At 69.9% G+C, this 25,728-nt stretch carries 23 protein-coding genes and 1 tRNA gene; 14 read left to right on the top strand and 10 right to left on the bottom strand.

All coding sequences use genetic code 11. The features are described from left to right. Positions 1–21 precede the first annotated feature (21 nt). Complete coding sequence (locus tag H5411_RS02225) at positions 22–402, top strand: VOC family protein (protein WP_101436609.1); 381 nt, start codon at positions 22–24, stop codon at positions 400–402. A gap of 27 nt (positions 403–429) precedes the next feature. Here the strand turns inward: H5411_RS02225 and H5411_RS02220 are convergent, their stop codons facing one another. From H5411_RS02220 to H5411_RS02205, 4 genes are read right to left on the bottom strand one after another with little or no spacing between them, the layout of a single operon-like run. After that, entirely contained in the window at positions 430–813 is a 384-nt protein-coding gene (locus H5411_RS02220) for a hypothetical protein (RefSeq protein WP_167441942.1), read from the bottom strand. A 52-nt stretch (positions 814–865) separates the two neighbouring features. After that, positions 866–1,750: a VOC family protein gene (locus H5411_RS02215; protein WP_101436607.1), complete on the bottom strand. Its 885-nt coding sequence runs from the start codon at positions 1,748–1,750 to the stop codon at positions 866–868. Further along, entirely contained in the window at positions 1,743–2,267 is a 525-nt protein-coding gene (locus tag H5411_RS02210) for an RNA polymerase sigma factor (protein WP_101436606.1), read from the bottom strand. The genes H5411_RS02215 and H5411_RS02210 overlap by 8 nt, the downstream gene beginning before the upstream one ends. A 46-nt stretch (positions 2,268–2,313) precedes the next feature. After that, positions 2,314–3,756: an MFS transporter gene (locus H5411_RS02205; RefSeq protein WP_101436605.1), complete on the bottom strand. Its 1,443-nt coding sequence runs from the start codon at positions 3,754–3,756 to the stop codon at positions 2,314–2,316. 103 nt (positions 3,757–3,859) lie between these two features. Here H5411_RS02205 and H5411_RS02200 point away from each other — a divergent pair, with 103 nt between their 5' ends. Continuing rightward, positions 3,860–4,705: a helix-turn-helix transcriptional regulator gene (locus H5411_RS02200; RefSeq protein WP_101436604.1), complete on the top strand. Its 846-nt coding sequence runs from the start codon at positions 3,860–3,862 to the stop codon at positions 4,703–4,705. On the opposite strand, the gene H5411_RS02195 is transcribed toward H5411_RS02200, so the two are convergent. Continuing rightward, on the bottom strand, positions 4,642–5,076 hold the full coding sequence (locus tag H5411_RS02195) for a hypothetical protein (RefSeq protein ID WP_101436603.1): 435 nt from the start codon (positions 5,074–5,076) through the stop codon (positions 4,642–4,644). The two genes, H5411_RS02200 and H5411_RS02195, sit on opposite strands and share 64 nt — an antisense overlap. 133 nt (positions 5,077–5,209) lie before the next feature. Here H5411_RS02195 and H5411_RS02190 point away from each other — a divergent pair, with 133 nt between their 5' ends. Then, a complete protein-coding gene (locus H5411_RS02190; protein WP_101436602.1) occupies positions 5,210–6,331 on the top strand; it encodes a sensor histidine kinase in 1,122 nt (373 codons plus the stop codon). Beyond that, positions 6,328–7,002, top strand: coding sequence for a response regulator (locus H5411_RS02185; RefSeq protein WP_101436601.1), 675 nt, complete (start codon positions 6,328–6,330; stop codon positions 7,000–7,002). Before H5411_RS02190 ends, H5411_RS02185 begins: the two co-directional genes overlap by 4 nt. A gap of 83 nt (positions 7,003–7,085) precedes the next feature. On the opposite strand, the gene H5411_RS02180 is transcribed toward H5411_RS02185, so the two are convergent. Further along, positions 7,086–8,666, bottom strand: coding sequence for an acyltransferase family protein (locus H5411_RS02180; RefSeq protein ID WP_183122799.1), 1,581 nt, complete (start codon positions 8,664–8,666; stop codon positions 7,086–7,088). Positions 8,667–8,860: 194 nt separating this feature from the next. On the opposite strand from H5411_RS02180, the gene H5411_RS02175 reads away from it, so the two are divergent. Continuing rightward, a complete protein-coding gene (locus H5411_RS02175) occupies positions 8,861–10,012 on the top strand; it encodes a glycosyltransferase family protein (protein WP_183122798.1) in 1,152 nt (383 codons plus the stop codon). A gap of 21 nt (positions 10,013–10,033) precedes the next feature. Here H5411_RS02175 and H5411_RS02170 read toward each other — a convergent pair whose 3' ends face one another. The 3 genes from H5411_RS02170 to H5411_RS02160 all read right to left on the bottom strand — a co-directional run bounded on the left by H5411_RS02170 (position 10,034) and on the right by H5411_RS02160 (position 16,771). After that, positions 10,034–13,708, bottom strand: a complete 3,675-nt coding sequence (locus tag H5411_RS02170; RefSeq protein WP_183122797.1) for an FkbM family methyltransferase — start codon at positions 13,706–13,708, stop codon at positions 10,034–10,036. Next, on the bottom strand, positions 13,701–14,888 hold the full coding sequence (locus H5411_RS02165) for a flagellar basal body-associated FliL family protein (RefSeq protein WP_183122796.1): 1,188 nt from the start codon (positions 14,886–14,888) through the stop codon (positions 13,701–13,703). The genes H5411_RS02170 and H5411_RS02165 overlap by 8 nt, the downstream gene beginning before the upstream one ends. Before the next feature lie 134 nt (positions 14,889–15,022). Then, the gene (locus tag H5411_RS02160; RefSeq protein ID WP_183122795.1) at positions 15,023–16,771 is read right to left on the bottom strand and encodes a hypothetical protein; all 1,749 of its coding nucleotides are present in this window, start codon (positions 16,769–16,771) and stop codon (positions 15,023–15,025) included. Positions 16,772–16,908: 137 nt separating this feature from the next. On the opposite strand from H5411_RS02160, the gene H5411_RS02155 reads away from it, so the two are divergent. From H5411_RS02155 to H5411_RS02140, 4 genes are all read left to right on the top strand, one after another. After that, positions 16,909–17,400: a hypothetical protein gene (locus tag H5411_RS02155; RefSeq protein WP_183122794.1), complete on the top strand. Its 492-nt coding sequence runs from the start codon at positions 16,909–16,911 to the stop codon at positions 17,398–17,400. Positions 17,401–17,477: 77 nt separating this feature from the next. Continuing rightward, positions 17,478–18,098 (top strand): hypothetical protein, encoded by a 621-nt coding sequence (locus H5411_RS02150; protein ID WP_183122793.1) that lies wholly within the window; start codon positions 17,478–17,480, stop codon positions 18,096–18,098. A 222-nt stretch (positions 18,099–18,320) separates the two neighbouring features. Beyond that, positions 18,321–18,830: a DUF2716 domain-containing protein gene (locus H5411_RS02145; protein WP_183122792.1), complete on the top strand. Its 510-nt coding sequence runs from the start codon at positions 18,321–18,323 to the stop codon at positions 18,828–18,830. A 26-nt stretch (positions 18,831–18,856) separates the two neighbouring features. Next, the gene (locus H5411_RS02140; protein ID WP_101436592.1) at positions 18,857–19,258 is read left to right on the top strand and encodes an Imm7 family immunity protein; all 402 of its coding nucleotides are present in this window, start codon (positions 18,857–18,859) and stop codon (positions 19,256–19,258) included. 203 nt (positions 19,259–19,461) lie between these two features. On the opposite strand, the gene H5411_RS02135 is transcribed toward H5411_RS02140, so the two are convergent. Continuing rightward, positions 19,462–19,534: transfer RNA gene (locus tag H5411_RS02135), tRNA-Gly, on the bottom strand. Between the two features lie 210 nt (positions 19,535–19,744). Here H5411_RS02135 and H5411_RS02130 point away from each other — a divergent pair. The 5 genes from H5411_RS02130 to H5411_RS02110 all read left to right on the top strand — a co-directional run bounded on the left by H5411_RS02130 (position 19,745) and on the right by H5411_RS02110 (position 25,714). After that, the gene (locus H5411_RS02130; RefSeq protein WP_101436591.1) at positions 19,745–21,451 is read left to right on the top strand and encodes a zf-HC2 domain-containing protein; all 1,707 of its coding nucleotides are present in this window, start codon (positions 19,745–19,747) and stop codon (positions 21,449–21,451) included. A 69-nt stretch (positions 21,452–21,520) separates the two neighbouring features. After that, positions 21,521–21,961: a DUF983 domain-containing protein gene (locus H5411_RS02125; RefSeq protein ID WP_101436590.1), complete on the top strand. Its 441-nt coding sequence runs from the start codon at positions 21,521–21,523 to the stop codon at positions 21,959–21,961. A gap of 38 nt (positions 21,962–21,999) precedes the next feature. Further along, the gene (locus tag H5411_RS02120) at positions 22,000–22,860 is read left to right on the top strand and encodes an Fpg/Nei family DNA glycosylase (RefSeq protein WP_101436589.1); all 861 of its coding nucleotides are present in this window, start codon (positions 22,000–22,002) and stop codon (positions 22,858–22,860) included. Positions 22,861–23,545: 685 nt separating this feature from the next. Then, complete coding sequence (locus tag H5411_RS02115; protein ID WP_101436588.1) at positions 23,546–24,850, top strand: sensor histidine kinase; 1,305 nt, start codon at positions 23,546–23,548, stop codon at positions 24,848–24,850. A gap of 18 nt (positions 24,851–24,868) precedes the next feature. Further along, on the top strand, positions 24,869–25,714 hold the full coding sequence (locus tag H5411_RS02110; protein ID WP_101436587.1) for a S49 family peptidase: 846 nt from the start codon (positions 24,869–24,871) through the stop codon (positions 25,712–25,714). Positions 25,715–25,728: the final 14 nt, after the last annotated feature.

Below are 25,728 nucleotides of genomic sequence, written 5' to 3'. Positions count from 1 at the left end.
TCTCTTGAACTGAATCACCTCATGGTCCCGTCCCGGGACAACCGGGAATCCGCCGAATTCTTCGCGAACCTGCTGGGTTTCGAGATCGGCGAGGAATGGGGCCCGTTCGTCCCCGTCGAAACCAGCAACGACGTGCGGCTCGACTTCGCCACGGTCCCGGACGCCGATCGCAGACTGCAGCACTACTGTTTCCTCATCCCCGAGGACGACTTCGACGCGTTTTTCGCGCGGCTGAAGGAAACCGGCATCGCCTACCACGCCGGACCCGGCGGGCAGGGGCCGGGCGAGATCAACCACAACCACGGCGGCCGCGGCGTGTATTTCCTTGACCCGGGCGGAAACGGGATCGAGGTCATCACACAGCCGTACGAGCCGGAGCGGAAGCGGCCCGCGCGCTGGTAAGTCCTGTGTAGACGGACGGCGGGCGGGTCACCGCGGAAGCGAGGCCCACCCGCCGCCCGCGGCCAGCAAGGTCCGGACGCTCTCCGCGTGGTCGGAGAACGCGGCCAGGTCGGCGTGCAGCATGGCGGCGCGCTCGGAATCGAGCGGGTCCGTGTCGTCGCGCCACAGTCCGAGGGTCCAGTTGGCGGCCAGGAGCATCGAGCGCACCAGCCCGGCGACCGCGGAGTCCGGCTGGTCGTACGCGGCGAGGATTTCGTCGCAGGCGGCGAAGCACCGTTCCAGTCCGCGGACTGCTTCGGCGGGTGTCCCGTCCCAGTCCGGTCCCGGCCAGGCGGACGAGCGCAGCGCGAGCCACAGCTGCCAGCCGGCAGTCAGTTCGGCTTCGTTTCGGGGCGTCCAGTGCGCGGCCATCTTCCGAGTGTGCGCCCGGGCGGCCGGTTTGCCGCCCGGGTTTTGGCCGAGGTCACGTGCGTGGTTGTTCCCACAGCCAGAACTCGATCCCCTGGTCGTCGGCACAATCCGCTGTTCGGCCGTACGGCTGGTGCTCCACCTCGCCTGCCCGGCCGCCCTGCTCGCGCACCCGGCCGAGCGCGGCTTCGAGGTCGTCGACGGCGAACATCAGCTTCCAGCCGGTCTGAAGTTCCGTCCCGCCCCACAGCCCGCCGGGCAGGCCGTCGCCCTCGATGCGCCACGCGGTCGGCAGGCTGCCCTGGCTGAACTGCCAGCCGAGCACCGCGCCGTAGAACGCCTTGGCTCGGACGTCGTCAGGCACCTGGAAGGTGAAGTATCCGGCCTCGCCGTGCCGATACGTGCGGCCCCCGGGAGTGCTCGCCCGCGGTGCGGCCTTCCCGACCAGCCAGCGCTGGCCGTACGGGTCGCGGATGACGCCGTTCAGTCCGTAGCCGCGGTCTTCGACCGGCCGCAGCTGTTCCGCGCCCAGTTCCACCGCCCGCCGCACCGCTTCCCGCGGGTCCGGCACCTCGACGCGCACCAGCGCGCCGCCCTCGGGAGCGACGACATTGCCCAGTTCGGGGAATTCCTCGGCGAGCATCAGCACGCTGCCGCCGATGGCCAGTTCGGCGTGCCCGACCCGGCCGTCGTCCATCACGATCGGCTCGGCCCGGCGCTGGGCGCCGAACACCTCGACGTAGAAGTCGAGCGCGGCCCGGGCGTCCGTCACGACCAGGTAGGGCGTGAGCGCGCCCGGCTGGGCCTCGATTTCGGTGGTGGTCATGTCCGCTCCGTTCAGGATCAGGCGGCGGAGGTCGTCCCGCAGCTGCTCGGCGAAGGCCGGATCGGGGTCGGCCGGAGTCGAGGGCAGTGCGAGCGCGTCGAAAGGTTCAGGCATCGCGTCCCTCCTTCTCCTGGTAGCCGCGGCGAAACGCGGTTTTGGCCCGCGTCAGCAACGCCTCTGTCGCATGGATGGTCCGGCCGAGATGCGCGGCGACGTCGCGCACCGGAAGGCCGTCGACGTAGCGCAAGGTGAGCACCGCCCGATGCGAGACCGACAGCGAATCGAGCACCTGCCGTGCACGCAGGGCGTCGAGTTGCTCGTCCCAGGGATCCTCGACGTCGTCTTCGGCGTCGTGCACGAGCCGCAGCCCGCGCTGTTCCCGTTCGGCGCGCCGCCAGTGGTCGGCCAGTTTGTGCCGGGCCACCCCGATCAGCCAGGGCGTGCTCACCGGCGGCGCGTGCTCCTTGCGGCAAGCGGCGACCGCGCCCAGGAACGTCTCCGACGTCAGTTCCTCCGCCAGCACGCGGTCGCCGCACCTCGCGAGCAGGTAGCCGTAGACCTCCGGCAAGGCCGTCTCGTAGAGGCCGAGCAGCGCGAAGGCCGGGTCTGGCTGCACCCGAGGTTCCGTCACATCTCCATCGTCGTCCGGGAGCGGAGTTTTCCGTCGGACGACTTTCTCAGCGGGGGTCGGGCAGTTTCCGCGCCAGCCCGCTCACCAGCAGTGCCAGCGCCGCCAGGATCCCGATGACCAGCACAAACGCACCCTGATAGCCCAGCACGCCGGGCACGCTCAGGCTGGCGAACAGGCTGCCCAGCACCGCGACGCCCAGCGCCAGCGACGTCTGCTGGGTCGTGGTCAGCACGCCGCCGCCGACACCGGCGAGGTCGGCGGGCACCCGGGACAGCACGACCCGGAACAGGGTGCTCATCGCGAGCCCGTTGCCGACGCCGATCAGCACCATCGCCGGGGCCAGCTGCCAGATCGACAGGTCGGGCCACTCCAGCAACGCGGTTCCGGCGAGCGCGAGCAGTCCGACAGCGAGGATCAGCCCGCCGATCGGCACGATCTTGCGGCCGAACCGGGTCACGAGGTGGCTGCTGACCAGCGACGTCGTGAAGTACGCAACCGCCATCGGGGTCAAGGCCAGTCCCGCGCCGAGCGGGCCCAGGTGCAGGCCGTTCTGCAGGGTCACCGCGTAGACGAACATGAACGAACCGAAGGTGCAGAAGAACGGCACCGCGACAGTCAGGCCGTGTCGCACGCTCGCGGTGCGCAGCAGGGCCGGCGGCAGCAGCGGGGTGCCGCCGGCGGCTTCGAGCTTCCGCTCGACGCGGGCGAAGCCGTACGCCGCGAACGGGAAGAGCACCAGCAGCGCGATGCTCCACCACGGCCAGCCGAGTGCGCGGCCTTCCATGATCGGGATCAGCAGCGACAGCAGCGAAACGGCCAGCAGCGCGGTGCCCCAGCGGTCGACGCCGAGCGGGTTGCTTGCCCGGCTGTCCGGCACCGTGCGGCGCGCGAGCAGCAGCCCGATGAGCCCGATCGGCACGTTGACCAGGAAGATCGGCCGCCAGCTCAGGTCCCACAGGTTGGCGGCCACCAGCGCGCCGCCGAGCAGCTGCCCGATCACGGTGGCGATGCCGCCGGTCGCGCCGAAGAGGCCGATCGCGCGGGAGCGGCGTTCGCCGGACGTGCCGGCCTGGATGATCGACAGCACCTGCGGCAGCAGCATCGCCGAAGCCGCGCCCTGTGCGACGCGCGCGATGACCAGCGTGGCGGCGTCCGGGGCGACGCCGCAGGCCAGCGAGGTGAGCGTGAACAGGATGAGGCCGAGCAGGAAGAGCTTGCGCCTGCCGAAGGTGTCGCCGAGCCGTCCGCCGAGCACGAGCAGCACCGCGTACGCGATGCCGTAGCCCGCGACGACGAGTTCGAGCGTCGCGGTGGATGCGTGGAGGTCGGCATCGATGGTGGGCAGGGCGACGTTGACGATGAAGAAGTCGATGATCGGCAGTGCCGCCCCCAGCAGCACGGTGATCAAGCCGGCGGACGTGAGTCCGGTCCTCGCCGGCGTCCCGACGGCGGCGGTGGCCGTTGCCGGGGCGGTGGTGGTAGTCGTCATGAGTACTACGTTCCGCTGAGGCAAACCCTGGTACCAGGTGTGCTTTTATCCTGGTACTGCGACTACCTGGTAACAGGGTCGGCGGTGTGCTTCCCTGGTATTCGTGACCACTGGCATCGAAGACCGCCTGCGCCGGACCGAGCTGGGAGAGTTCCTCCGCAACCGGCGCGGCCGCATCACGCCCGAGCAGGTCGGCCTGCCGATCGGCGGCCGCAGGCGCACGCCGGGGCTGCGCCGCGAGGAGGTCGCGCAGCTCGCCGGGGTGGGCGTCACCTGGTACACGTGGCTCGAACAGGGCCGCGACATCAACGCGTCCGAGCAGGTGCTCAGCGCGATCTCCCGCACGTTGCGGCTCGATCCGCACGAGCACGTGCACCTGTTCACCCTCGCCGGCGCGCCGGAGCCGGTCACCGAGAAGAAGAACTGCTCCGCGATCACCCCGTCGATGCAGGACATGATGGTCCAGCTGGAGCCGTTCCCGGTCGCGGTCCGCAACGCGCGCTTCGACGTGCTCGGCCACAACGCCGGCTACGACTGGCTGATGGGCGGCGTCGACAAGATCCCGTACGAGGAACGCAACACGCTCGTCCAGTGCCTGCTCAATCCCGAGTGGAAAGAGCGGATGGTCGACTGGGAGCAGAACGTGCCGCGGATGGTCTCGTCCTTCCGCGCCGCGATGGCCGAGCACATGGGCGAACCCGGCTGGAAGTCGCTGGTCAAACGGCTCAAGGCGGAGTCGCCGTGCTTCGCGGAGCTGTGGAGCCAGCACGACGTGAACACCGAGCAGGCCAAGAGCAAGCGGTACCTGCACCCGGAGGCGGGCCTGCTGACGTTCGACTTCACCTACCTCTACGCCGGCCGCCGCTCGGAGATCCGGATGTCGGTCTACACCCCGGCGAACGACGAGACCCGGGAGAAGCTGCGGGAATTCGTCCCGACCACGCGATAGCGCAGATGGGTCACGCCCTTGCCGGGCGTGACGTCGGGAGGGCCGAGGCGCACCGGTCCGAGCCCGAACTCGCCGAAGAACGACACCCCGCCGCCGAGCAGCACCGGCACGCCGAACGGATGCGTCCCGCCCCAGCCCGAGGTCAGGTCGAACAGCCGCCGTCCGACCACCAGCGCCCCGGTCGACTCCAGTTGCGCGCGTACGACCTTCGCGCTGGCCGGGGACATGCGCAGCGAACGTCCCGGCTGCGCGGTCGGCACCTCCTCAGCACCGCTGCCCGTCCAGCCGAAGAACAGATCGAACCCCGATTCGCCCGGCCCCGCCACGAAACCGACCAGCGACATGCTCGCCCCGGCCACTACCTCGCCCATCGCCGTCTCCGTTTCTCCGTTTGACCAGTGAACGGAGCCGCGCGAGCGTTCTCGACATACCTCGCCGCGCGTAGCCGGATCCCGCGCTCCTTGACGGACGCGCCCGACGGACTTCCCCGGTAGCTTTCGCACCATGCACTACTGGTGGCGGGCGCGGAACCCGTGGTTCGGGCGGGTGTTCCGGACCCTCGTGGTGCTCGCCTTCGTGCTCGGCGGCTCCAGCGCGTCCGGCCGCTGGCAGCACGCCCCGCACCCGCTGAGTCCGCTCGGGGCCGCGTGGCTGGCCGCGACCGTCCTCACCCTGCTGCTCGTGCACCGGTACCCACTGCCGCTTTTCGTGCTCACCGCGGCCTCGGCGTACGCGTACTACCTGTCGGCGGAGCCCGGCGGACCGGTGATCATCGTCCCCACCATCGCGTTGTTCGTGCTTACCCGGCGGAAGGGTCCGGTGGTCGCCGGGAGCACTGGCGCGACCGTCCTCGTGGCGGCGTACGTGGTCCACATCGTCGTTGCGCAAACGTTTGCGGTCAGTGCGTGGGCGTTGTTCGCCGTGGTCTGGATGTCCGCCGTGATCGGTATCGCGACCGCGGTCCGGTTCCAGTTCGCCGCCGTCGCCGCGCGGCGCGAGCAGGCCGACGAGCACCGGCACCGGATGGCCGAGCAGGAGCGGCTCCGCATCGCCCGCGAGGTGCACGACGTGGTCGCGCACAGCCTCGCCATGATCAACGTCCAGGCCGGGGTTGCCGCACACGTCGCGGATCGGCGGCCGGAGCAGGCGAAAGAGGCGCTGCTCAACATCAAGGCGGCCAGCGCGTCCGCACTCAACGACCTCCGCGCGACGCTCGCCGTGCTGCGTTCCGGCGAGAACCGCGCGCCCGCGCCGAGCCTTGCCCAGGTCGAAGAGCTGCTGGACCACGCGCGTACCGCCGGGTTGGAAGTCGAGCTCCATGGCGAAACCGGCGAGCTGCCCGCGCCCGTGGACGGCGCTGCGTACCGGATCCTGCAGGAGTCGCTCACCAATGTCGTCCGGCATGCCGAGGGGGCGCAGCGCGTCGAGGTCCGCTTCGAGCGGAAGCCGGGCACGCTGGTCCTGATCGTGCGCGACGACGGCCGCGGCACCGTCCAGCCGACGCCCGGCCACGGTCTGCGCGGCATGCGGGAACGCGCGACGGCGCTCGGCGGCAGCGTCGAGGCGAGCGTCACCGGGCAGGGTTTCCAGGTGCGGGCGGAACTGCCCGTGGAGGGGGAGAAATGACCATCCGCGTCGTACTGGCCGACGACCAGGCCCTGGTCCGCGCCGGATTCCGGCTGCTGCTGGACACCGAGGACGGCTTCGAGGTCGCCGGCGAGGCGAGCGACGGCGAGCAGGCCGTCGCGCAAGCGGTCGAGCACCGGCCCGACATCGTCGTGATGGACATCCGGATGCCCGGCACCGACGGTCTCGAAGCGACCCGCCGGATCACCTCGCATCCCGACCTCACCGGGGTGAAAGTGCTGGTCCTGACCACGTTCGACGTCGATGAGTACGTCTACGAGGCGCTCCGCGCGGGGGCCAGCGGGTTCCTGCTGAAGGACACCGAACCGGTCGAACTCCTGCACGCGCTGCGCGTCGTCGCGGCGGGGGAGGCGTTGCTCGCGCCGACCGTCACGCGCCGGTTGATCGCCGAGATCGTCGGACGGCCGGAGCACCGGCGGATCGACACCTCGGCCGTGCAGGAGGTGACCGAACGCGAACGCGAGGTGCTGGCACTGGTCGCGGGCGGGTTGTCGAACGACGAAATCGCCGCTCACCTCGTCATCTCCACGGCGACCGCGCGGACGCACGTCAGCCGCATCATGACCAAGATCGGCGCTCGCGACCGGGCGCAGCTGGTGGTGCTCGCCTACGAATCCGGCCTCGTCACCCCGCGCCGCGGCTCGCACTAGTGAGCTAAGCCCAGAGTGTGAGTTAGGCCGTGTCGGTGAACGTCCTCCCACCGTCGCACGCCTTACGGGAAGAGCATCACATCTCAGCGAGGGGTGTGGCGGAAGGAGTCCCGGTGGCGTGGGAGATCGTCGTGGTCGCCGCGCTGGGCCTGGTTTTCCTGGTCCGGCTGGTAGCGCAGCTCCGGCGGAGCTGACGGAGGCCGGCGCGGCGGCACCGCGCGGCGCACTGGCGGCTCGGCCATGCGGTCGACGCCCGATTCCGTGACGGGACGTGCCCGGTGCGCGCCGCCATTCGCGCGAGGTGCCATCGGGCGCGGCTGGTCAACGCGCGGAGCGTCGCTGGGCGGCGGAGTGCCGATCCTCGGCGGCCGACCGTTCTGCCCGGGACGCGGCCGGGGCGCCGGACGACGCGGCGGCAGCGGTTCGGCCGCAATCCTCGGGATCTCGGTGGTCACCTCGGCGGCGTCCACGAGCTGAGTGGTTTCCCCCGGGGTCTCGACCGGCGGCTCCACCGGCGGTTCGGGCGTTTCCGGCGCGGGCGGAGGCGGCTTCGGCCGGTGCGACAGCCGCCGCGCCAGCGAGTGGCTCGGCCGTTCCACGAACCGGTAGCTGAACTCGACCACCCCGAACACCGCCGGGATCACGATCAGCAGCGCGATCGGCAGCGGCACCGCCGGGCGCAGCAACTGCAGCAGCACGAACGTGACCAGCATGTGCAGCAGGTAGATCGAGTAGCTGCGCTCGGACAGCATGGTCCAGATCTTGCGCTGCTTCAGCCGGTCCTCGGCGAACATGCCCATCAGGAAGCAGGTGACGGCGAAGGCCAGCGCGAGATTGTACGAGCTGTCCACGCGGCCGACATTGATGACGTCCGCCAGCACGTACAGCGACCACGCGCAGCCGCCGTACAGCGCGCCGGTCCAGAGCGGGATCTGTTTCTTGGTCGTCGCCCAGATGACCTGGCCGATCAGCATCGCGGGCAGGTACGAGACGTTCACCGCGAACAACGACCACGACGGTCCGAGCTGGGACCGGCTCATCATCACCACGAAGATGAACGTCAGCTCCACCGCGATCGCGAGCCACACCCACCGGCGCAGCAGCGGCAGCACCGCCATCAGCAGCAGGTAGAAGATGACCTCGACGATCATCGTCCAGGCCACCGGCACCAGCACGATCTGCGGGTAGATCAGGTAGTTGGCCAGCGTCGTGTTGGTGAGGACGGTGAGCGGGTTCAGCGTTTGCGGCTGGCCGGTCGACGGCGGGTGCAGGTTCACCAGCAGCAGGAACGCGGTCAGCACCACCACGAACAGCATCGGCGCGTAGACCCGGATGAACCGGTTGAGCGCGAATCGCCCGGTACCCTGGCGCAGCGCGATCGGCGTCACGACGAAACCGCTGACCAGGAAGAAAAACGGCACCGCGATCTGCCCGATGCCCTGTTTCGACATGTGCATCGGATCGCTCGTGAGCGCCTCGATGAAGTCGACGTACGGGGCTTTGTCGTTCTTCGCGATGACCCACGGATGGGCGATGTGGCTGTAGAAGACCAGCAGCGCGCCGAGGCCTCGGCCGATGTCGATGAAGACGATCCGGGTCTTCTTCGGCGGCGCGGGCGAAGGGTCGGCCAGGGCAGCGGAATTCGGCTCGGCCAGCGTGCTCACCCCCGTCTTCCGCTACCGACAACCTCGTGAAGGCTACCGCCTCGCCGACCCGGCCCGGACGTACTCCCCGCAATTGGCGGCAACCGGGGGGATAAGTCACAAGACCCGTTCTGGCCTCGGATTATGCGGTCGGCAGGTACGATCAGGCAGGAATTCGTCCGGTTTCGCACGAACAGTTCAGGAGTTCGGGGAGCGTGCAGCAGTCCAGTCTCGACGGGGCCGTCGAGCGTTCGCCGACCCTGCGCGCCGCGTTCCGCCAAGCCGCCCCGGCGATCAGCCTCTACCTGGCGTTCCAGCTCGTCGCGTTCGGCGTGCTGTGGATGATGAGCTGGAAGGCCGACGTGTCGCCGGGCCGGTTCATCGCCAACTTCGACGCGAACTGGTTCCTCTCGGTCGCGCAGCACGGCTACGACCAGCCGGTCACGCTCGGCGCCAACGGGCTGCCGGTCGAGAACAGCCTGGTGTTCTTCCCGCTGTACCCGGCGACGGTGGCGTTGCTGACGCTGGTCGGGATCCCGCCGCTCGTGGCCGGGATGACGATCTCGCTGCTGGCCGGATGCGCGGCCGCGTGGGGCCTGTTCGTGCTGGGCCGCGACCTGGCCGGACCGCGCGTGGGCCTGCTGGTCGCCGTGCTGTGGTCGATCGGGCCGGGGTCGACGGCACTGCATCTGGTGTATTCGGAATCGCTGCTGATGGCGCTGGTGGCCTGGACGTTCGTGCTGCTCGCGCGGCGCGAATGGCTCGCCGCGGGCGGGCTCGCGGTGCTGGCCGGACTGACCCGGGCGAGTTCCGGCGCGTTGATCGCGGCGGTCGGCATTGCCGCGCTGATCGCGGTTTTCCAGCGTCGCGACGGCTGGCGGCCGTGGATCGGCGGGTTGATCGCGCCGCTCGGTCTGCTGGGTTACTTCGGGTACGTCTGGATCCAGACTGGGCGTCCGGACGGTTGGTTCTGGCTGCAGAACGCCTGGCAGATGCATTTCGACTTCGGCGTCTTCACCTGGACCCAGGTCCGCGAAGGCCTCACCTCGGACCACGCCAGCTGGATCACCGTGACCGCGCTCGTCGTGCTCGCCGCGGTGGTCCTGCAGTTCTGGACGTGGGCGACGCGGCTGCCGTTGCCGTGGCAGATCTACGGCACGCTCACCGTGGTGATCGCGCTGTGCTCCTCGAACTTCTTCCAGTCCCGCGCGCGTTTCCTGCTGCCGGCGTTCGTGCTGACCGTGCCGGTCGCGCTCATGCTGGCGAAGCTGCCGAACCGGGTACTGGCGGTGCTGCTGCCGGTGATCACCATCGGAAGTGCCTGGTACGGCGCGTTCCTGCTGACCATCGCGCACGTGGCGCCCTGAGGCACCACGTGCGCGATCAGCTCAGGGTGCCAGCCACAGCGTGACGAATTCCTTCTCGTCCGCCTTGGCCGCGGCGATGATCGCCGGGTCGTCGAGCACCTGTTCTGCCGGGCCGTCGTCGGTGACCACCTTCGGCGTGTAGCCGAGCGAGCGGTATCCGGCGAGCACGGCGGCCGGGTCGTCGCCCAGCTCGGAGATCGCGCCCGGGTCGAACTCGCACACGACGTGCGGCCGGTCGCGGCGCAGCACCTCGGTCAGCCCCGCCAGCGCACGGTGGTCGCGGCCCTGCAGGTCGACCTTCACCAGGCCGATCCGCTGTTCGGTCACCTCGGGCACGGCGTCCAGCCGCACCGCCGGGACCTCGACGCCGGAGCCGCCCGTGCTGACGCGGTTGTCGCCGCTGTTGCCCGGGGTCGCCTGCGTCAGGTGCACGGTGCCGGGCTCGTCCCACGCGGCCGACTCGACCACGGTGACCAGCTCGCCCGCCGCCGGCGGCAGGTTGACCTCGACGTTGCGGCGCAGGTACGCGGCGTTGACCGGGTCGGCCTCCACCGCGATCACCCTGGTCACTTCCGGCGTGGCCCGCAGCAGCCGCAGCGTGTGGTAGCCGACGTGCGCGCCGACGTCGAGGAACGCGCCGTTCGCCAGCGACGCCATCAGCTCGGCTTCGCTGTCCTCCCAGGACCGGTGGAACAGGATCCACGGCAGCATGACCTCGTCGACCGGCATCAGCAGCGCGCCGACATCGCACTGGACGACGTCCGCCCCGCGCGGCACCGGAGCGTGCCGGAGCCGGGCCGCGTCCCGCATCGCGCTGACGTCGAGGGTCACCCGCTGGATGGCCTTCTCGTCGGCGTCGAGGCGCTCGTCGCGGCGCGCGAACATCTTGTGCACGGTCCCCGCCGCGGCTTCGACCTCCGCGCCGACGCCGTCGTAACCCTCGGCCAGCTTCGCGACGTCCGCTTCGAGATTGCGCAGCGCCAGGTCCGTCTCCGGGGCTTGGCGACGCAGCTCGTTGACCGTGCCTCGCAACGCTTCGAGCCGTTCGCCGAGCGTGCGCGTGGACTGCGCGGCCCGGCGCGATTCGTCGATCGTGCGTTCCAGGTCTTCGATCCGGTCCAGCAACCGACGGTTGCTTTCCTCGGTGGCCGCGAGCAGCGCGCCCATCACGTTGCGCTGGTGCACGTCGTAGTGGTCGATCGCGCGCAGCACGGCCTTGCGCAGCGCGGGCGCGAGCGGCAGCCGCGACGGCGTGTCCGCTTCCGGACGCCAGCGCAACGCCTCGGTCGCCTGCTGCAGCGGGCTGAGCGGGTGCTCCGGCGGCGGCGCCGCGGTGCGCTGCCGCTCCTGCCACGTTTCGTACGCCTGCCGCAGCTCGCGCCGCATCCACTCGGCCGCGGTCGCCATCGACCGCTCGCGCAGGATGACCTCCCGCGCACGCTTGCCGCGAGCGGCCGCCTCGGCCGGGTCGTCGGCAATCTGCACCATCGCGGTCGCCGCGGCGTCCAGGTCGGGCTCCGCCCAGACCGCGTCGGCGTGGTACGGGTAGTTGCCCTCGCCGACCGGCACCAGCCGGTACGGGATCGGCCAGCCGGTGGACGCGTCGAGGAATTCCGTGGTGCTGGAGTAATCCGTCGAGATCACCGGCATCGCGCGCGCCATCGCCTCGGCGACGGTGAGCCCGAAGCCCTCGCTGCGGTGCAGCGAAACGTAAGCGGTGCTGGTCTCGTACAGCTCGTGCAATTCGGCGACAGTGAGGTAGCGCTCGACCAGTTCGATCCGGTCGTCGCCGCGGACGACCGCGCGCAGCCGTTCGGCGGCCTGCGGGTGCAGCTTCGCGTTGATCGCCTTGACGGTGAGCCGGACGTCCTCGCGTCCCGGGAACGCCCGCTGGAACGCAACGACCGCACCCCAAGGGTTTTTGCGCTCCGCGACGCTGTTGAAGTCGAAGGCGAACAGGAACCGCACCGGTTCGCCCTTTTCGCGGGCAGGCGGTGACGGCTCGCCCGGATCGCGCACCGGCACCGGGATCGTCTTGACCGGGATCGGCGAATGCGCGGCGAACGCCCGGCGGCAGAAGTCGCTGACCGTCCAGATCTCGTCGAGCATTCCGAACGCCTCGTGCTGCCACTGCGGGAAGTCTTCGAGCTCCCAAGCCCACAGCCCGATCCGGTAGCGCCCGGCGCCGACCTCGGGGTGGTTGGTCAGGATGGTGCGGGTCTGGTCCGCGTTCACCGCGAACACGCTCACCGGGAACCGCGGATCGCCGACCGTCGCCGGCCGTTCGATGCCGGTGCGGTTCGAGACCGCCTTCTCCTCCAGCACCGTGGCCACCGGCACGCCGCCGGTCTCGATCGCCTCGAGCACGATCCGGCCCATCTCGCCGAGCCCCAGCTCAGCGGTCAGGTAGCCGAGCAGGTTCACGCCGAAGTCGTCGTGCGGCGGACGGGTCGTGACCGGTTCGGACGGCAGCGCCCATTCCGGCAGCCCGGCCTCGGAGACGCCGGATCCGGCGCACCAGTGCCGGAAGCCGTCGGCGTCGTCGCCGTACGGATGCGGGAACGCCATCTGCAGGTCGATCCGCGACGCCCAGATCGCGTGCGTCAGCCGGTTCAGCCCAGCCGCGGCCTGGCCCTGGTCCTCCGGGGTGGCGAGCCATTCGCGCAGGGCTTGCCCGCCGTCCTCGCCGTACGCATGCGGCGGCGCGGGCTTCTTCTTGCGCTCGGCCTTGATCCAACCCTCGCGGAAAACGCGCCGCGCGAGCTTCGGCACCGGCGTGCCGTCCTGGAAGTCCTTGAAGCCGTACGGAATCGAGTCGAGCGACTCGGCGTACCCGGCTTCGCGCAGCTTCGTGCCGTACGAATCGCAGATGGCGCGAAGGTCGTCGTTGTGCGACAGCAGCACGCGAGGCTTGCGCGCGCAGTGGAAGCTGAGCAGCCACGGCTTCTCCGGCCGGTAACCGCTGAAGTGGAAGAACCGCAGCTTCGCGCCGCCCGCGGTCAGGGTGCCGTCCTCGTCGCGGCCGATCGGCCGCTCGTGGAGATTCCAGTACGCGACGTCGAAGCCGGGGTCGGTGACGACGTGGTGCCGGAACAGCGACGGCACCTGGTCGACCCAGCGCTGGTCGGTGAACAGCTGCTGCTCGGGCGCGACGATCGCGTCGTGGCGCAGCCTGCCCGCCCAGAAGTCGAGGAACGGCCCGGCACCGCGGCCGACGCCGATGAAGCCGAGGTTGAACATGCCGGTGCCCATGATCACCGCGTCGTCCGGCTCCATGCCGTCCTGCGGCAACGGGGTCAGGAAGTGCGGCGCCAGCACGATGTCGTGTTCGCGGGCCAGTTCGGCGACCTCGGGGATCGGCGCGAACAGCTCGATGTCCGGGTCGAGGTAGATCGCGGCCTCGGACTCTTTCAGCAGCTCGCGCAGCAGATACGGCTTGACCGAGGTGGCGAGTTCGGTGACCGAGTACGCGGTCGCCATCCGCAGGTAGTCGTCCTCGTCGATGCCGAACGCGGCCGGGCCGACGACGGTGAGTCCGTCGCCGGCCCGGTCCGACTGGTCGCGCGGGGCGTCGATGACCGCGATGACGAAGCGGCCGCCCGGATGGTGCTCGAGATAGGAGCGGGCCAGCACGCGCGCGGCCGGCACGTAGTTGCGGGCGACGATCGTGCAGGCGGTGGTCCCGGGCTCAGGCATCGGCGGTCAGCACCGTGAGCTGCTGGTTCAGCGCGGTGGTGAAGTCGGTCTTCGTCTGCTCGGCGGCCTTGCCGGACACCTCGACGCGGACGACCACGTTCCCGTGCGCGTAGTGCCCGCGCGACTGGGCCGACTGGCCTTCCTTCGGGTCGATCGAGGTGGCGAACACGCCGTTCGGCGCGGTGGTGTCGCGCTTGGCCCCGTTCGTGACCTGGACCTCCATCAGCTTCTCGGCCGCGGTCTTCGCCGCGGTCGGGCTGCTGGCCTGGGCGAGGAAGAGCGTGATCACGTTGCCGTCGTCGAGGTGGTACACGACGAACTTGACCTTCGACGCGCCGGACGCCTGGTAGGCGCTCAGTTCCTGCGGGTTGAGGTACTTCAGGGTGTCGACCTGCGAGAACGACGTGATGTCGTCGTGCGTCTCGGCCTTGCCCGGCATGCTCGCGACGCCGAGCGGGTCCGGCGGCTTCGGGGCCGACGACGGACCCGGCTGGTGCTGCGCGGTGGTCTGGTCGGTGCCGCCGCCTCCGCTGTCGCGGCCCCACAGCCAGTACGCGCCGAACGCGATGCCGGCCAGCACGATCACCGCGCCGACGATCGCGCCGATCTTCTTGCCGTTGCTCTTCTTCGGCTTGTCGCTGAAGTACTCCGGACCCTGGCGGACCCATTCGGAGTCGCCCCCGGACGGACCGAGCGGCGGAAGATCGCCGCCGCCCCACGGCGGGGTCTGGTCGCTGTCGGCGGCGTTCCACGGCTGCTGCTGCGGGAAGCCGCCGGGCGGCGAGGACGGCGTGCCCTGCGGGAACCCGCCGGGCGGGGAGTAGTGCGCCTGCGGCTGATGCTGCTGCGGCTGCACGACCTGGGTGCGCTCGGGACCGGCGTCCGCGGGCGGCTGCTGGGTCTGCCACGACTGCACGACCTGGGTGCGCTCGGCACCGCCGTCGGCGGGCGGCTGCTGCGGGGCCTGCGGCTGCTGCTGCGGCACTCCGCCGGGCGGGCTGACCGGGGCGATCACCTGCGTCGAGTCCGCGCTCTGGCTCGGCGGCGGCGGAGCGGGCTGGTCCTGCTGGCCGACAGCTGACGACAGCACCTGATCACGCCGGATGCGATAGTCGTCCGCGGACAGTCGCCCTGACGCGAGCTCCTCGTCCAGCCGGCGCAGCTCCTCCTGCCAGGACACCAGGGCCCCCCTTATCTGTCGGCATGGCGACGGTCAATGCGTCGTCGCTACCCGATTGTGTGTGACGACGTGGACATTGTGCACGGGTGCGACCCCACGTGACCTGGCGGGTCGGCTAGTGCGCCGGGGTGTGTTCAGCTGGCGGGCAGCGCGGCCGCGACCTTCGCGCGGATCTCTTCCATCCGCGACCGCAGCGCCGCCGGATCCTGGTCGACCGGGCCCGACACGCCGATGCCGACCGACACTCCGCCGGAGGTGTACCAGAAGGCCAGCACGCGTCCGGCCGGGCTGCTTCCGGTGTAGAGCAGATCGGTGGCCGCCGGGCCGAGCGGGCTGCTGTCGAACCCGCCGGTGACGAGGTTCTGCCGCAGTCCCTGGACGAGCTGACCGGCCTGCGCCTTGGACGGCGTCGGCACGGCGATGAGCGTCGTGCCGCCGTCGGTACCGGCGTAGGCGTGGTAGACGAGCTGGTCCGCGCCAGCCGCGCGCATGAGGTTCGCGTCGGCGTCGGAGACGGCCTTGGCCTGGACCGCCTTGTCCAGCGCCATGGTCGAGTTTTCCGGATTCGGGGTGCCCGGCAGCGTCGGCAGCTTGTCCTCGAGCGAAGCGGGCTGGGTGTTCGGCGCGGACGACGCGGCGGGCGGCGGCGTAGCCGAATCGTTCGAATCTTTCTTGGTGCCGAGGAACCAGATGCCGCCGACGACGAGCGCCAGTACGACGAGCACGGCCAGCGACAGGAACAGCCAGGTCGGCTTCCCGCGGCGCGGTTTGGCGTCGTCCTCCCAGAGCCGGCGCGGCTCCGGCTGGTTGCCGTTCGCGGGGATCGCCCCGAAGACCGCGGTGGGCCGGTCGTCGGCGGGGCTCGGCGCGGTGGTCGGCCGGTCGGTGGAGAACGGGGTGCCCGGCGTGTGCGAGAAGGCGGGCTGGGTCTTCTCGGCCGACGAGGACGCCGCCGCGGAATTCAGGAACGATTCGACCGCTGGCGGTTCCGGCGCGGGCATCGCCGGGTTGGTGCTCGCCCATCCGACCACCGGCTGGTTCGACTGGTGCTGCTGGCCAGGGGTGTGCCACTGCACCGGAGCGACGCCCGGCCAGGTTCCCGGCTGGGCGGGCAGCGGCGGCTGAGGCTGGTGCGGAGGGGGCGGGCTGACTTGGCCTGCCGGACTCGGCGGCGGCGTGGCGGGGGTTTGCGGCGGTGCGGCCGGGCTCTGCGGCGGAGAGAAGAAGGACGCGGCGGGGGTGGTCGCGGCGGGGGTCGCCGGGCCGCTCGAAGGTGCCGGGCTGGAGGCGGGCGGCGTCGATGCGGTGCCGTCCGACGGAGTGCTGGGCGGGACGGTGCCGGACGGAGTGCTGGGTGCCGTGCCGGTCGGGGCGCTGGGTGAGGTGGTGCCGGGCGAGGTGCCGCCGGAGGGGGCGCTGGGCGAGGCGGTACCGGGCGAGGTGCTCGGCGAGGTGGTGCCGGAGGGTGTGCTGGGCGAAGTGGTGCCGGATGGAGCGCTCGGCGAGGTCGTGCTGTCCGGCCCCGACCGGCGCGTGGTCGTCGGGCCCTGCCCAGTGCTCGTCGCGACGGTCTGCGACGCGTTCGGTTCGGCTCGCGGCGTGCTGCTCTCGGCGGAGCTGCTCGGTGCCGGTGTCGCCTGGCTGTCCGGTCCGGTGGTGCTGTCCGTGCTGCCGGAGGTCGCCTGGGGCACCGGGCTGCTCCAGGTGGGTGATCCGCTGGGCGACGGCGCGTCCTGGCGCAACGGCGACGCCACTGGCGAAGCCGCCCCGCCGCCCGACGCCTCGGCGAGCAGTTCGTCGCGCTGGCGGCGGTGTTCGGCGTGCCCGAGGCGGCCGGCGGCCAACTCCGCGTCCAAGCGCCGGAGCTCTTCCTGCCAGCTCATCACAACCCCCTGTCACCGGTTCGGGCGACAGTGTTCCACGCGCCCTCGCTCCGCGGGGCTCAGGTGCGCAAGATCAGCCCGGATCAGGCACCCGCGCGAGGCAGCCGGGGAAATCGCCGCGTCCGTACGATCGAGGCATGTCCTCCGCGCGCGGTGCGCTCGCCGCCCTTGCCGTGGATCGGCTCGCCGGTCTCGACATCACCTCCGCCGAACTCGTCGAGGCCGGGGCCCGTGCTGTCGGCGAGGGCCTCGACGCGCCCTCCCTTCCCGAACTGGCCTCCCTCGACCATCGGAACCACCAGGCGGTTTCCGCCGCCTTCTCGAATGTGGTCGACGAACTGGGCATCGAACTCCCGCCCGACGCCACCGCCGCCCAATGGCAGCTGATGGGCGAACACCTCGGCGAGATGGTGCGCGGCGACGTCCGGCTCGCCGAAGCGGCGAAGAGCGTCAAAGCCCTCGACGGACGGCTCGGCCATCCCGAGGCTCTCTCCGAGCTTCGCCAGTGGCTGGCGATGCTCGCGACCTGGATCCCGACCGACGTCACGCCGGTCAGCTACTGCGAGCAACAGGTTCTGCAGCAGGCCCGCTCGGTACTGGCCGGTCCCTGGCCGCCAGTCACCCGTTAAGCGGCAAAAACTGTCGTACATATGTTCTAAAATTGGCCGTGTACTGGGGAAACCATCCACCGGAAGGCGGCCGCCCGATGACCTCTCCCACGCCGGCTTACGTCACGCTGCCCACGTTCGTCGGATACAGCGCGAGCAAAGGCCCGTCGCGTTCGTCGTTCGTCCGCAGGCAGCGCCGCTTGTACGAGGACCCGGCCCGGGCGGCGTTCAACTACTACCGGCGCGCGGCGAACGCGGTCCGGGCAGGCCGGGCGGCGCGGCAGGACGAGGTGGCCATGCGCGCGCTGGTCAACAACGCCGACGAGCGCACCCGTCCGCATTACGCGGCCATCGCCGAGGGCTGGCTGCGTTACCTCGGCAGGCGCGATCCGAAGCTGGTCGAGGTCGGCCGGGCGAAGTTCTCGCTCGGCGAGCTGGAGATCGGCATCAGCCCGCAGCTGGGGCTGCGGAAGGCGAACGGCCGCCAATACGCCACCTGGCTGTACTTCAAGGAGGAACCGCTGGCCCGGGACGCGGCGCAGCTCGCGTTGTGGCTGCTCGACGAGGGCATGCCGGATCTGCTGCCGGGCGGGGAGGCGCTGGTCGTGGACGTGCGCCGGGCGAAGGAGTTCACCTTGTCGGCGCGGGACCGGGAGAGGCTGCGGCCGTGGGCCGCCAGCGAGGCGTCGGCGTTCGTCACGCTGTGGCGCGCCGCATAACGGCTGCGTGCATGAACGGCGGGGGTCTCGGGTAAGGAACCCGCGGACCGGGCGGTGTTTCCCGGTCCGCGGGCCACCCAGTCGAGTGACAGCTTGGCGCTCGGCTCCGGTGGACTGGACAATCCCGGTCCCGGACACGAAGCTTTCGGCAGTTTCGAGCCCGGTCGATGACTTCGAGGTCGACAAGTGAACGCTGCTGCAGCCTGGGAGCCGCTCTCTCGAGTGGCTGACGAACCCGCTTGGTACTGGGTGCACGACAAGCTCAGGTTCTGGCCGAGCACCTTCGCGCACGATTGGCCCGGGTTCCATGAGCCGCGCCCGTCGGCTACCTGGGATCTCTCCACCGGCGAGTACGACCGCGCCTCGGCCGAGTTCCGCCTCGGCCCGTACGCGGTGGAAGAGCACGACGTGGCCCGCGCCGTGCTGGCCGCTTTGCAGGAGACGACCGCCGAGGACGAGTGGCTGTGGGTGCTGCACTGGCAGCACCAGTCGTTCAAGTTCTGGCCGCATCGCATGCAGCAGAACGCGCCTTGGCCGGTCTCGGTCTTCCCGCGCGGCGACTACCACCTGTTCCTGGCCGAGGACTTCAGCTACGGCACGCTCGGCCACCCGTGGGAGCGCACCCTGTGCGTCTTCGGCGAGAAACTGCTCCCGGCGGTCGAAAAGCATGCTGACGGGATCCTCACGAACCAGTTGCGCCGGGACGGCCAGCCCTCTGCGCTGACTCGCTGAGCACAGCCGCTGCTACCGTCTCGCACGTGTTCGAATACCACGGCTGGGTGACCATCGCCGCCACCGCGACCGGCGACGACGACGCAGCTCTGCTGGCGCGCTTGGTGGAGCGGGTCCACCGCTCCCTGAAGAACACGACCATGCTGGACTTGGTGGACCTCCGCTGGAGCGCGGGCCTGCCCATGCTCCATCTGGGTGGTCTAGACAAACACGGCGGCACCATCACGCCGCAGCTCCTGGAAACCTTCGCGCGAGTAGGAGAACTGGCCCCGGGCTCCTACGGTCTCCTGCACATCTGGGACGACCAAGACCCAGAACACGACAACGCGTTCCAGGTGTACCGAATGGCAAGAGGGCAAATAACCGAGCAAAAAGACGCACACCTGTCCCCAGTAGCGCCCACAGTCCTAGACACCTACGAGCTATAACCACCAGGCGCATTCCACGGGTCAGAGCGCACCGCCACAAGCCCCAGCTCCGAACAGCTTTCCGCTTGCTACGCAAGCTACAAAGCCGCTCACCCCCCAACCGCAGCCGATGGCACCGCGGGGGCTCCGGGGGCTCGGCCCCCGGGCGATATAGCGAGAGACCCGTATCCACGCTTTTCGTGGATACGGGTCTCTCAGTCGCGAGCGGATGACGGGATTCGAACCCGCGACCCTCACCTTGGCAAGGTGATGCGCTACCAGCTGCGCTACATCCGCGTTAACCGCTTGGTGCTCGGTGTTGAAGACACTCTATACCTTCGTCTCGGTGACACTTTCGGGGGCCCCGTTATTGGCGTGGACCTGCTGAGATGTGGTGCTTGCGCGTCACGTCGAGCGCACAAGGGGTGACGACGGGCGCTCTGCTCCGTATGGTGTCCCCAATCGACTTCAGTGGTGAGTCCTTCGGGGGAGGAGGTGCCTTGCCGGATGACCGAGCTGGGCACGGCGCCGCCACCAGCGGCCTCGGAATCCGACGAGCAGGCACTTTTGAAGCGGCTGCGCGACGGCGAGGATGCCGCGTTCGGGGAGTTGTTCGAGCTGCATGCCGCGGCCGTGCGCAGATTGGCGCAGAGTCTTGCCGCGGATCGCTCTGAAGCCGAGGACATCACCGCGGAGACCTTCTTCCGCGTGCTGCAGGCGTTGCGCCGCGGTGCGGGTCCGCGGGATTACATCCGGGCTTATCTGCTGACGGTCGCGCGCCGGGTGTCGTGGGAGTGGCACGGGGCGCGGCGCGATGTTCCGGTGACTGATGACGAGTTGACGTTCCGTGCGGGCGCTGGGGTGGACACGCCGGCGCGGACGGCTGAGCACACGTTGATCACGACGGCGTTCACGAGTTTGCCGGAGCGGTGGCGGACGGTGCTGTGGCAGACCGAGGTCGAGGGCGAGCAGCCGGCGATGGTGGCTCCGCATTTCGGCTTGTCGGCGAATGCGACGGCGGCGTTGGCGCGGCGGGCGCGGCAGGGGTTGCGGGCGGCGTATCTGCAGGCGCATTTGTCGGTGAACCGGGGTCCGGAGACGTGCCGCGCGGTGGTGGAGAAACTCGGCGGGTTCACCGCGGGCAGTGTCACGGGCGCGGAGGCGGAGCGGATCAAGGCGCATCTGCTGGGGTGCCCGTCGTGCCGGGCGACGCAGGACGAGCTGCGTGATGTGTGTTCGTCGTTGCGGGCGCATGCCGGGGTGCTGGTGCTCGCGGTTCCGGCGTTGGCCGGGGCGGGGAAGGCCGCTGGCGCGGTCGCGTCGGTGAAGAGCGTGTTGTTCGGCTCGAAGGTGAAGGTCGGGCTCGCGCTGGCGTCGACCGCGGCGGCGGGTGCGGTGAGCCTGACCGCTGGTCCGCTGGTGTTCGGGTCGCATCCGGTGCAGGACGTCGGATTGGGCGGTGGTGCGCCGGAGCTGGCGTTGCAGCCGCCGGTGCCGCCTCCGCCGCCGGTCCAGCAGGGTCCGCGGGTGATCTCCGGGAAGCTGAACGGCAGCGCGCGGCCGTCGCACGTGGCGGCCCGTCCGGCGGATGTCTCGCCGCATCTGGGGGCGGCCGAGGTGCCGCATTTGCCGCCGGTGCATCAGCCGGTTCCCGGGGAGCAGTCCTCGTCGTCGACGTCGGATTCGGCTGGTGCGGTGGGCTCGGCTGGTTCGACTGATTCCACCCCGCGCGACGATCTTCCCGGCCAGGACGGCAGCCATTCGGGTTCCCCGATGACGAGCCGGTCGTCGAGCACCGAATCGCGGTCGGATATCGACACGTCGACAAACTCGTCCAGCCCGGGCCTGCTGAGCACGACGGCGGACGACTCGACTCCTTCGTCGTACGCTCCGCCGCCCTCGTCGTATGTGCCGTCGCCGGATTCGTACCTGCCGCCGTCGGTCACGACGACGCCGACCGGGTCGCGGCACCCCGCCCCGGCCGCTCCGCTGTCGTCCAGCTCCACTGACTCGTCCGGCTGCCCGAAGTCCTCGAAGTCTTCCCGGTCCGCTGAGCCGGCCAAGTCTTCGAAGCCCGCCAAGTCCGCCGAGCCCGCGAAATCGGCTAAGACGGCCTCCACGTCCGGGAAAGGTGTCACCGGTTCGGCCGATTCCTCGGCGGACGCAACCTCCCGAACAGCCAAAACCCGGCAAACCACCAGTAACTCTCAGTGAGCACCTCGCGCTCGACGGCACGGTCACGGTAACGTTGACCGAGCTCGACGTCGCCCGGGAGGCAACAGGATGAACCGGCTGGTGCGCGGCGAAGACGGCCGCCATTGGGTGGTCCGCGCACAGATGGAGTGGCGGGCTCCCGCCACCGCTGACGATTTCGAACACGACGTCGCAGGCAGTTACGGACCTGGCATCGCGATGATCGTGGTGATGGGGATCCTGGTGATCGCGCTGGTGGTCTGGACGCCGGATGTCGTGAAGGTGCCGGCGTGGGTGATGTTGGCGTTGCTGCTGGTGGTGCTGTTCTTCCCGCTGCGGTGGATCCTGCGCCGCCCGTGGACAGTGGTCGCCGAGACCGAGGGCGACGTCGCGGGCGACCGGCCGTCGGAGCGCTGGGTCGGCACGATCCGCGGCATGTTCACCGTGTCCGGCGAGGTGAAGCGGATCTCGAAGACGATCCAGAAGCATTCGCTGCCAGACTTCGACGGTCCGCTGCACCCGGTCGAATAGCCCTGGCCGGAACCGGGCCGGCGCGCGAGACTGGTGCCATGCCCGAGTTGCCCGAGGTCGAAGCACTGGCCCATCACCTGCGCGAACACGCCGTGGGGAGCACCGTTTTCCGGCTCGACGTCGCGTCGCTCAGCGTGCTGAAGACCGCGGTGCCGCCGTATACCGAGCTGCACGGTCGCGAGATCACCGACGCGACCCGGCACGGCAAGCATCTGGACATCGTTCTCGGCGACCTGCACCTGGTCGTCCATCTGGCGCGCGCGGGGTGGCTGCGCTGGTCGGACGCGCTGTCCCCGGCTCCGCTCAAGCCGGGCAAGGGACCGATCTCGCTGCGGGTGCATCTGGAGTCGGCTTCCGGACCTGGCTTCGACCTGACCGAGGCGGGGACGAAAAAGGGGCTGGCGGTGTGGATCGTCGCGGATCCCTCCGAGGTGGCGAGCGTGGCCCGGCTGGGACCGGACGCGCTGGCGATTGACGCTTCGCGGTTGCGGGAGTTGTTCCAGGGCAAGGGGACTCGGCTGAAGTGGGCGTTGACCGATCAGTCGGTGATCGCGGGGATCGGGAACGCCTATTCGGACGAGATCATGCACCGGGCGAAGCTGTCGCCTTATGCGACGGTGGGGAAGCTGGACGAGGGTGCGTTGGAGGTTTTGGCCGAGGCGATCCGCGAGGTGGAGACGGACGCGGTCGAGCGGTCGGTGGGGCAGAAGGCTGCGCGGTTGAAGGGGGAGAAGCGGTCTGGGCTGCGGGTGCATGCGCGGACCGGGCTGCCTTGTCCGGTGTGCGGGGACACTATCCGGGAAATTTCCTTTGCGGATAAGTCTTTTCAGTACTGCGCGACTTGCCAGACTGGGGGGAAGCCGTTGGCTGATCGGCGGATGTCGCGGTTGTTGAAGTAGTTCGTGGGGCTTGGGGGTTTGGTCGGCTCGTCGCCTGGCGGCGACATTGCGTCTGGGTGGTGCGGTGGGGCACCCCGAAGCTTGAGTGTGCTGACGGGCTGGGGGTGCTTGTCAAGGCGGGAAAGATGCCTTGACAAGCACCCCCAGCCCGCAGGGAGGCTTCGTATCGGGGTGCGGGGGAGGGGCTGGGTGCCTGGATCTGTTGGGTGCGTTGGCGGCGGTTGGGTGGGTAGGGGTTGGGGAGACGGGGCGGGTGGGAGTTTGTGCGCTTGAGATCGAGCGTGCTGAGGTTTGCGCGGTCAAGCCAGAGCGGTGCGCCTACCGGTGCCAGAGCTTTGCGCCTGCCACTCAACCGCAACACCGCAGTCCCGCGACCCCAGTCCCGCAACCCCGCGACCCCGCACTTCCGCGACCCCGCACTCCCGCGACCCGCGACCCGCGACGAGCTCAAGAACCCTCATCCGCACTAGCCAAGCAATGAAGGGACCCTTCACCCCTAACCTTGCGTAGCGATGAATGGTCCCTTCACCCCACTCCTCGGCGACCCACAGCCACCATCGCCACTCGAATGGCGCAAGATCCTCACGCTCACCGGGAGTGACGGTAGGGTTTGCCCACCCTCGGTCGTCGCCAATGGACAGAAAGTGGGAAGCAGACCTTGCACCCGGTCGGTCGAGCGCAGAGCATGGACGTCGTGTCCGACTTCCCCTACGCGCTGGTCGTCCCGTGGGCCCTGGTCGGCATCCTGGTGATCGTGGTGCTGGTCCTCGCCTTCCGGGCGCGCCGGCCCAAGGGGGTCATCCAGGACGCCGTTCTCCAGGCCGTCCACCGGATGTCCAAGGCCACGCCCAACTTGCGGGCGGGGCTTGACGAGGAGGCCGCCAACCGGATGACGGCGGAGCTGCTCGAGGTGCTCGACTGCTTGGCCGTCGGCATCACGGACAGTGAAGGCACGCTGCTGTCCTGGGCGGGCGAGGCCACCGATCACTACCTGGACGTCGTCGACGACATCGGGACCGCGTTGCGCAAACACCGCCGCGCCGTCGCCGATCACAACAAGATGCCCTGCAACCACCGGGGCACCTGCAAGATGAAGACCGCCGCGATCGTGCCGATTCTCGTTGAGGGCGAGGCCGAGGCGACGCTCATCGTGGTCGGGCGGACGCGCGGCAAGCTGGTGCAGATGGCCGAGGCCGTGGGCCAGTTCGTGTGCACGCAGTTCGAGCTCGCGCGGCTCGAAGAATCGCGCAATCAGTTGCAGCAGGCGGAAATCAAAGCGCTGCGCGCGCAGATCTCGCCGCACTTCGTCTACAACGCGCTCAACACGATCTCCGCGCTCATCCGCACCGATCCGGAGGAAGCGCGGGAACTGCTGCAGGACTTCGCGGACTTCACTCGTTACTCGTTCCGCACTTCCGGCATGTACACCACGCTCGCCGAGGAACTGCGCAACATCGACCGTTACCTGACCATCGAGAACGCGCGTTTCGGCGGCAGGCTCGAGGTGCGGATGAAGATCGCGCCCGAGGTGCTGAGCGTCGTGGTGCCGTTCCTGATCATCCAGCCGCTCGTGGAAAACGCCGTCAAACACGGGCTCGCCAGCAAGCCGAGCGGCGGCTGCGTCACGGTGATCGCGCAGGACGACGGCCACGAAGCGCTGATCACGGTCGAGGACGACGGCATCGGCATGGACCCGCGTCAGCTCACCGATCTGCGCAACGCGCACCGCACCGGCGCGCACGTCGGGCTCGGCAACATCAACCAGCGCATGCGGCAGGTCTTCGGCGAGGATTACGCGCTCACCGTCGAAACCGCGCCGGGTGCGGGCATGAAGGTCGCGTTGCGGGTGCCGAAGTTCAAGCTCGGCGTGCGGCCGAACATGCCGGACTACTCCGCCGACGTCCCGCCGCAGCCGCAGCCGGCGATCGAGCCGGAACCGGAACCCGACGGGGTGCGCGGCTCGCGTTCGGGAATGCTGCCCGCGCACTGAACTGGTTAGCCTGGGCAGATGAGCGTGACCGACAAGCTGACTTCCCGCCTTCCCGTGCTCGGCGACCGGGGCGACCGCAAGGACGTGGTCGCCGTCGTGAAGCTGCACGGCGTGATCACGCCGACGCCGTCGCCGCTGGCCCGTGGCGCGATCAACCTCGGTGCCGTCGAATCCGCGCTCACCAGGGCGTTCGCGCACGACCGGCTCAAGGCGGTCGCGCTGCAGATCAACTCGCCCGGCGGCGCGCCGACGCAGTCCGGCCTGGTCGCGGAGCGGATCCGGCAGCTGGCCGACGAGAAAGGCGTGCCGGTCCTGGCGTTCGCCGAGGACGTCGCCGCGTCCGGCGGGTACTGGCTCGCCTGTGCGGCCGACGAGATCTACGCGCACCGCACGTCCGTGGTCGGCTCGATCGGCGTGATCAGCGGCGGGTTCGGGTTCACCGGGCTGCTCGAACGCTTCGGCATCGAGCGCAGGCTGCACACCGCGGGAGAGAACAAATCGCGGCTCGACCCGTTCAGCCCGGAGAAGCCCGAGGACGTCGAGTGGCTGAAGAACATGCACAGCCAGCTGCACGAACTGTTCGTCGATTGGGTCAAGGAACGCCGCGGCGACCGGCTGACCGATTCCACCGATCTGTTCACCGGCGACGTCTGGCTCGGGCAGAAGGCGGTCGACCTCGGACTGGTCGACGGGCTCGGCTCGCTGCGCGAGATCGTCCGCGAGCGGTATCCGGAAGCCGAGATTTCCGTGGCGGAGCCGAAGAAACCGCTGCTCGCCCGGCTCGGCATCGGAGCGCCCGCGGCGGCGAGCGCGCTGCTGGACGCGGTGACCACCAAGGCGGCCTGGTCGCGGTTCGGGCTCTGAGCCGCGGGTGAGCG

This window comes from Amycolatopsis echigonensis, assembly GCF_014174495.1.
GTDB classification, from domain to species: Bacteria; Actinomycetota; Actinomycetes; order Mycobacteriales; family Pseudonocardiaceae; genus Amycolatopsis; species Amycolatopsis echigonensis.
Note: the sequence above shows the minus strand (reverse complement) of the source record. Positions and strands in the feature narration are given on the sequence as shown.

Bases quoted from the DNA above. Each gene is read 5' to 3' on its own strand.
- H5411_RS02225 (WP_101436609.1), top strand. From the start codon at position 22: ATGGTCCCGTCCCGGGACAACCGGGAATCCGCCGAATTCTTCGCGAAC.
- H5411_RS02220 (WP_167441942.1), bottom strand. From the start codon at position 813: ATGGCCGCGCACTGGACGCCCCGAAACGAAGCCGAACTGACTGCCGGC.
- H5411_RS02215 (WP_101436607.1), bottom strand. From the start codon at position 1,750: ATGCCTGAACCTTTCGACGCGCTCGCACTGCCCTCGACTCCGGCCGAC.
- H5411_RS02205 (WP_101436605.1), bottom strand. From the start codon at position 3,756: ATGACGACTACCACCACCGCCCCGGCAACGGCCACCGCCGCCGTCGGG.
- H5411_RS02195 (WP_101436603.1), bottom strand. From the start codon at position 5,076: ATGGGCGAGGTAGTGGCCGGGGCGAGCATGTCGCTGGTCGGTTTCGTG.
- H5411_RS02190 (WP_101436602.1), top strand. From the start codon at position 5,210: ATGCACTACTGGTGGCGGGCGCGGAACCCGTGGTTCGGGCGGGTGTTC.
- H5411_RS02185 (WP_101436601.1), top strand. From the start codon at position 6,328: ATGACCATCCGCGTCGTACTGGCCGACGACCAGGCCCTGGTCCGCGCC.
- H5411_RS02170 (WP_183122797.1), bottom strand. From the start codon at position 13,708: ATGCCTGAGCCCGGGACCACCGCCTGCACGATCGTCGCCCGCAACTAC.
- H5411_RS02160 (WP_183122795.1), bottom strand. From the start codon at position 16,771: ATGAGCTGGCAGGAAGAGCTCCGGCGCTTGGACGCGGAGTTGGCCGCC.
- H5411_RS02155 (WP_183122794.1), top strand. From the start codon at position 16,909: ATGTCCTCCGCGCGCGGTGCGCTCGCCGCCCTTGCCGTGGATCGGCTC.
- H5411_RS02150 (WP_183122793.1), top strand. From the start codon at position 17,478: ATGACCTCTCCCACGCCGGCTTACGTCACGCTGCCCACGTTCGTCGGA.
- H5411_RS02130 (WP_101436591.1), top strand. From the start codon at position 19,745: ATGACCGAGCTGGGCACGGCGCCGCCACCAGCGGCCTCGGAATCCGAC.
- H5411_RS02125 (WP_101436590.1), top strand. From the start codon at position 21,521: ATGAACCGGCTGGTGCGCGGCGAAGACGGCCGCCATTGGGTGGTCCGC.
- H5411_RS02120 (WP_101436589.1), top strand. From the start codon at position 22,000: ATGCCCGAGTTGCCCGAGGTCGAAGCACTGGCCCATCACCTGCGCGAA.
- H5411_RS02115 (WP_101436588.1), top strand. From the start codon at position 23,546: ATGGACGTCGTGTCCGACTTCCCCTACGCGCTGGTCGTCCCGTGGGCC.
- H5411_RS02110 (WP_101436587.1), top strand. From the start codon at position 24,869: ATGAGCGTGACCGACAAGCTGACTTCCCGCCTTCCCGTGCTCGGCGAC.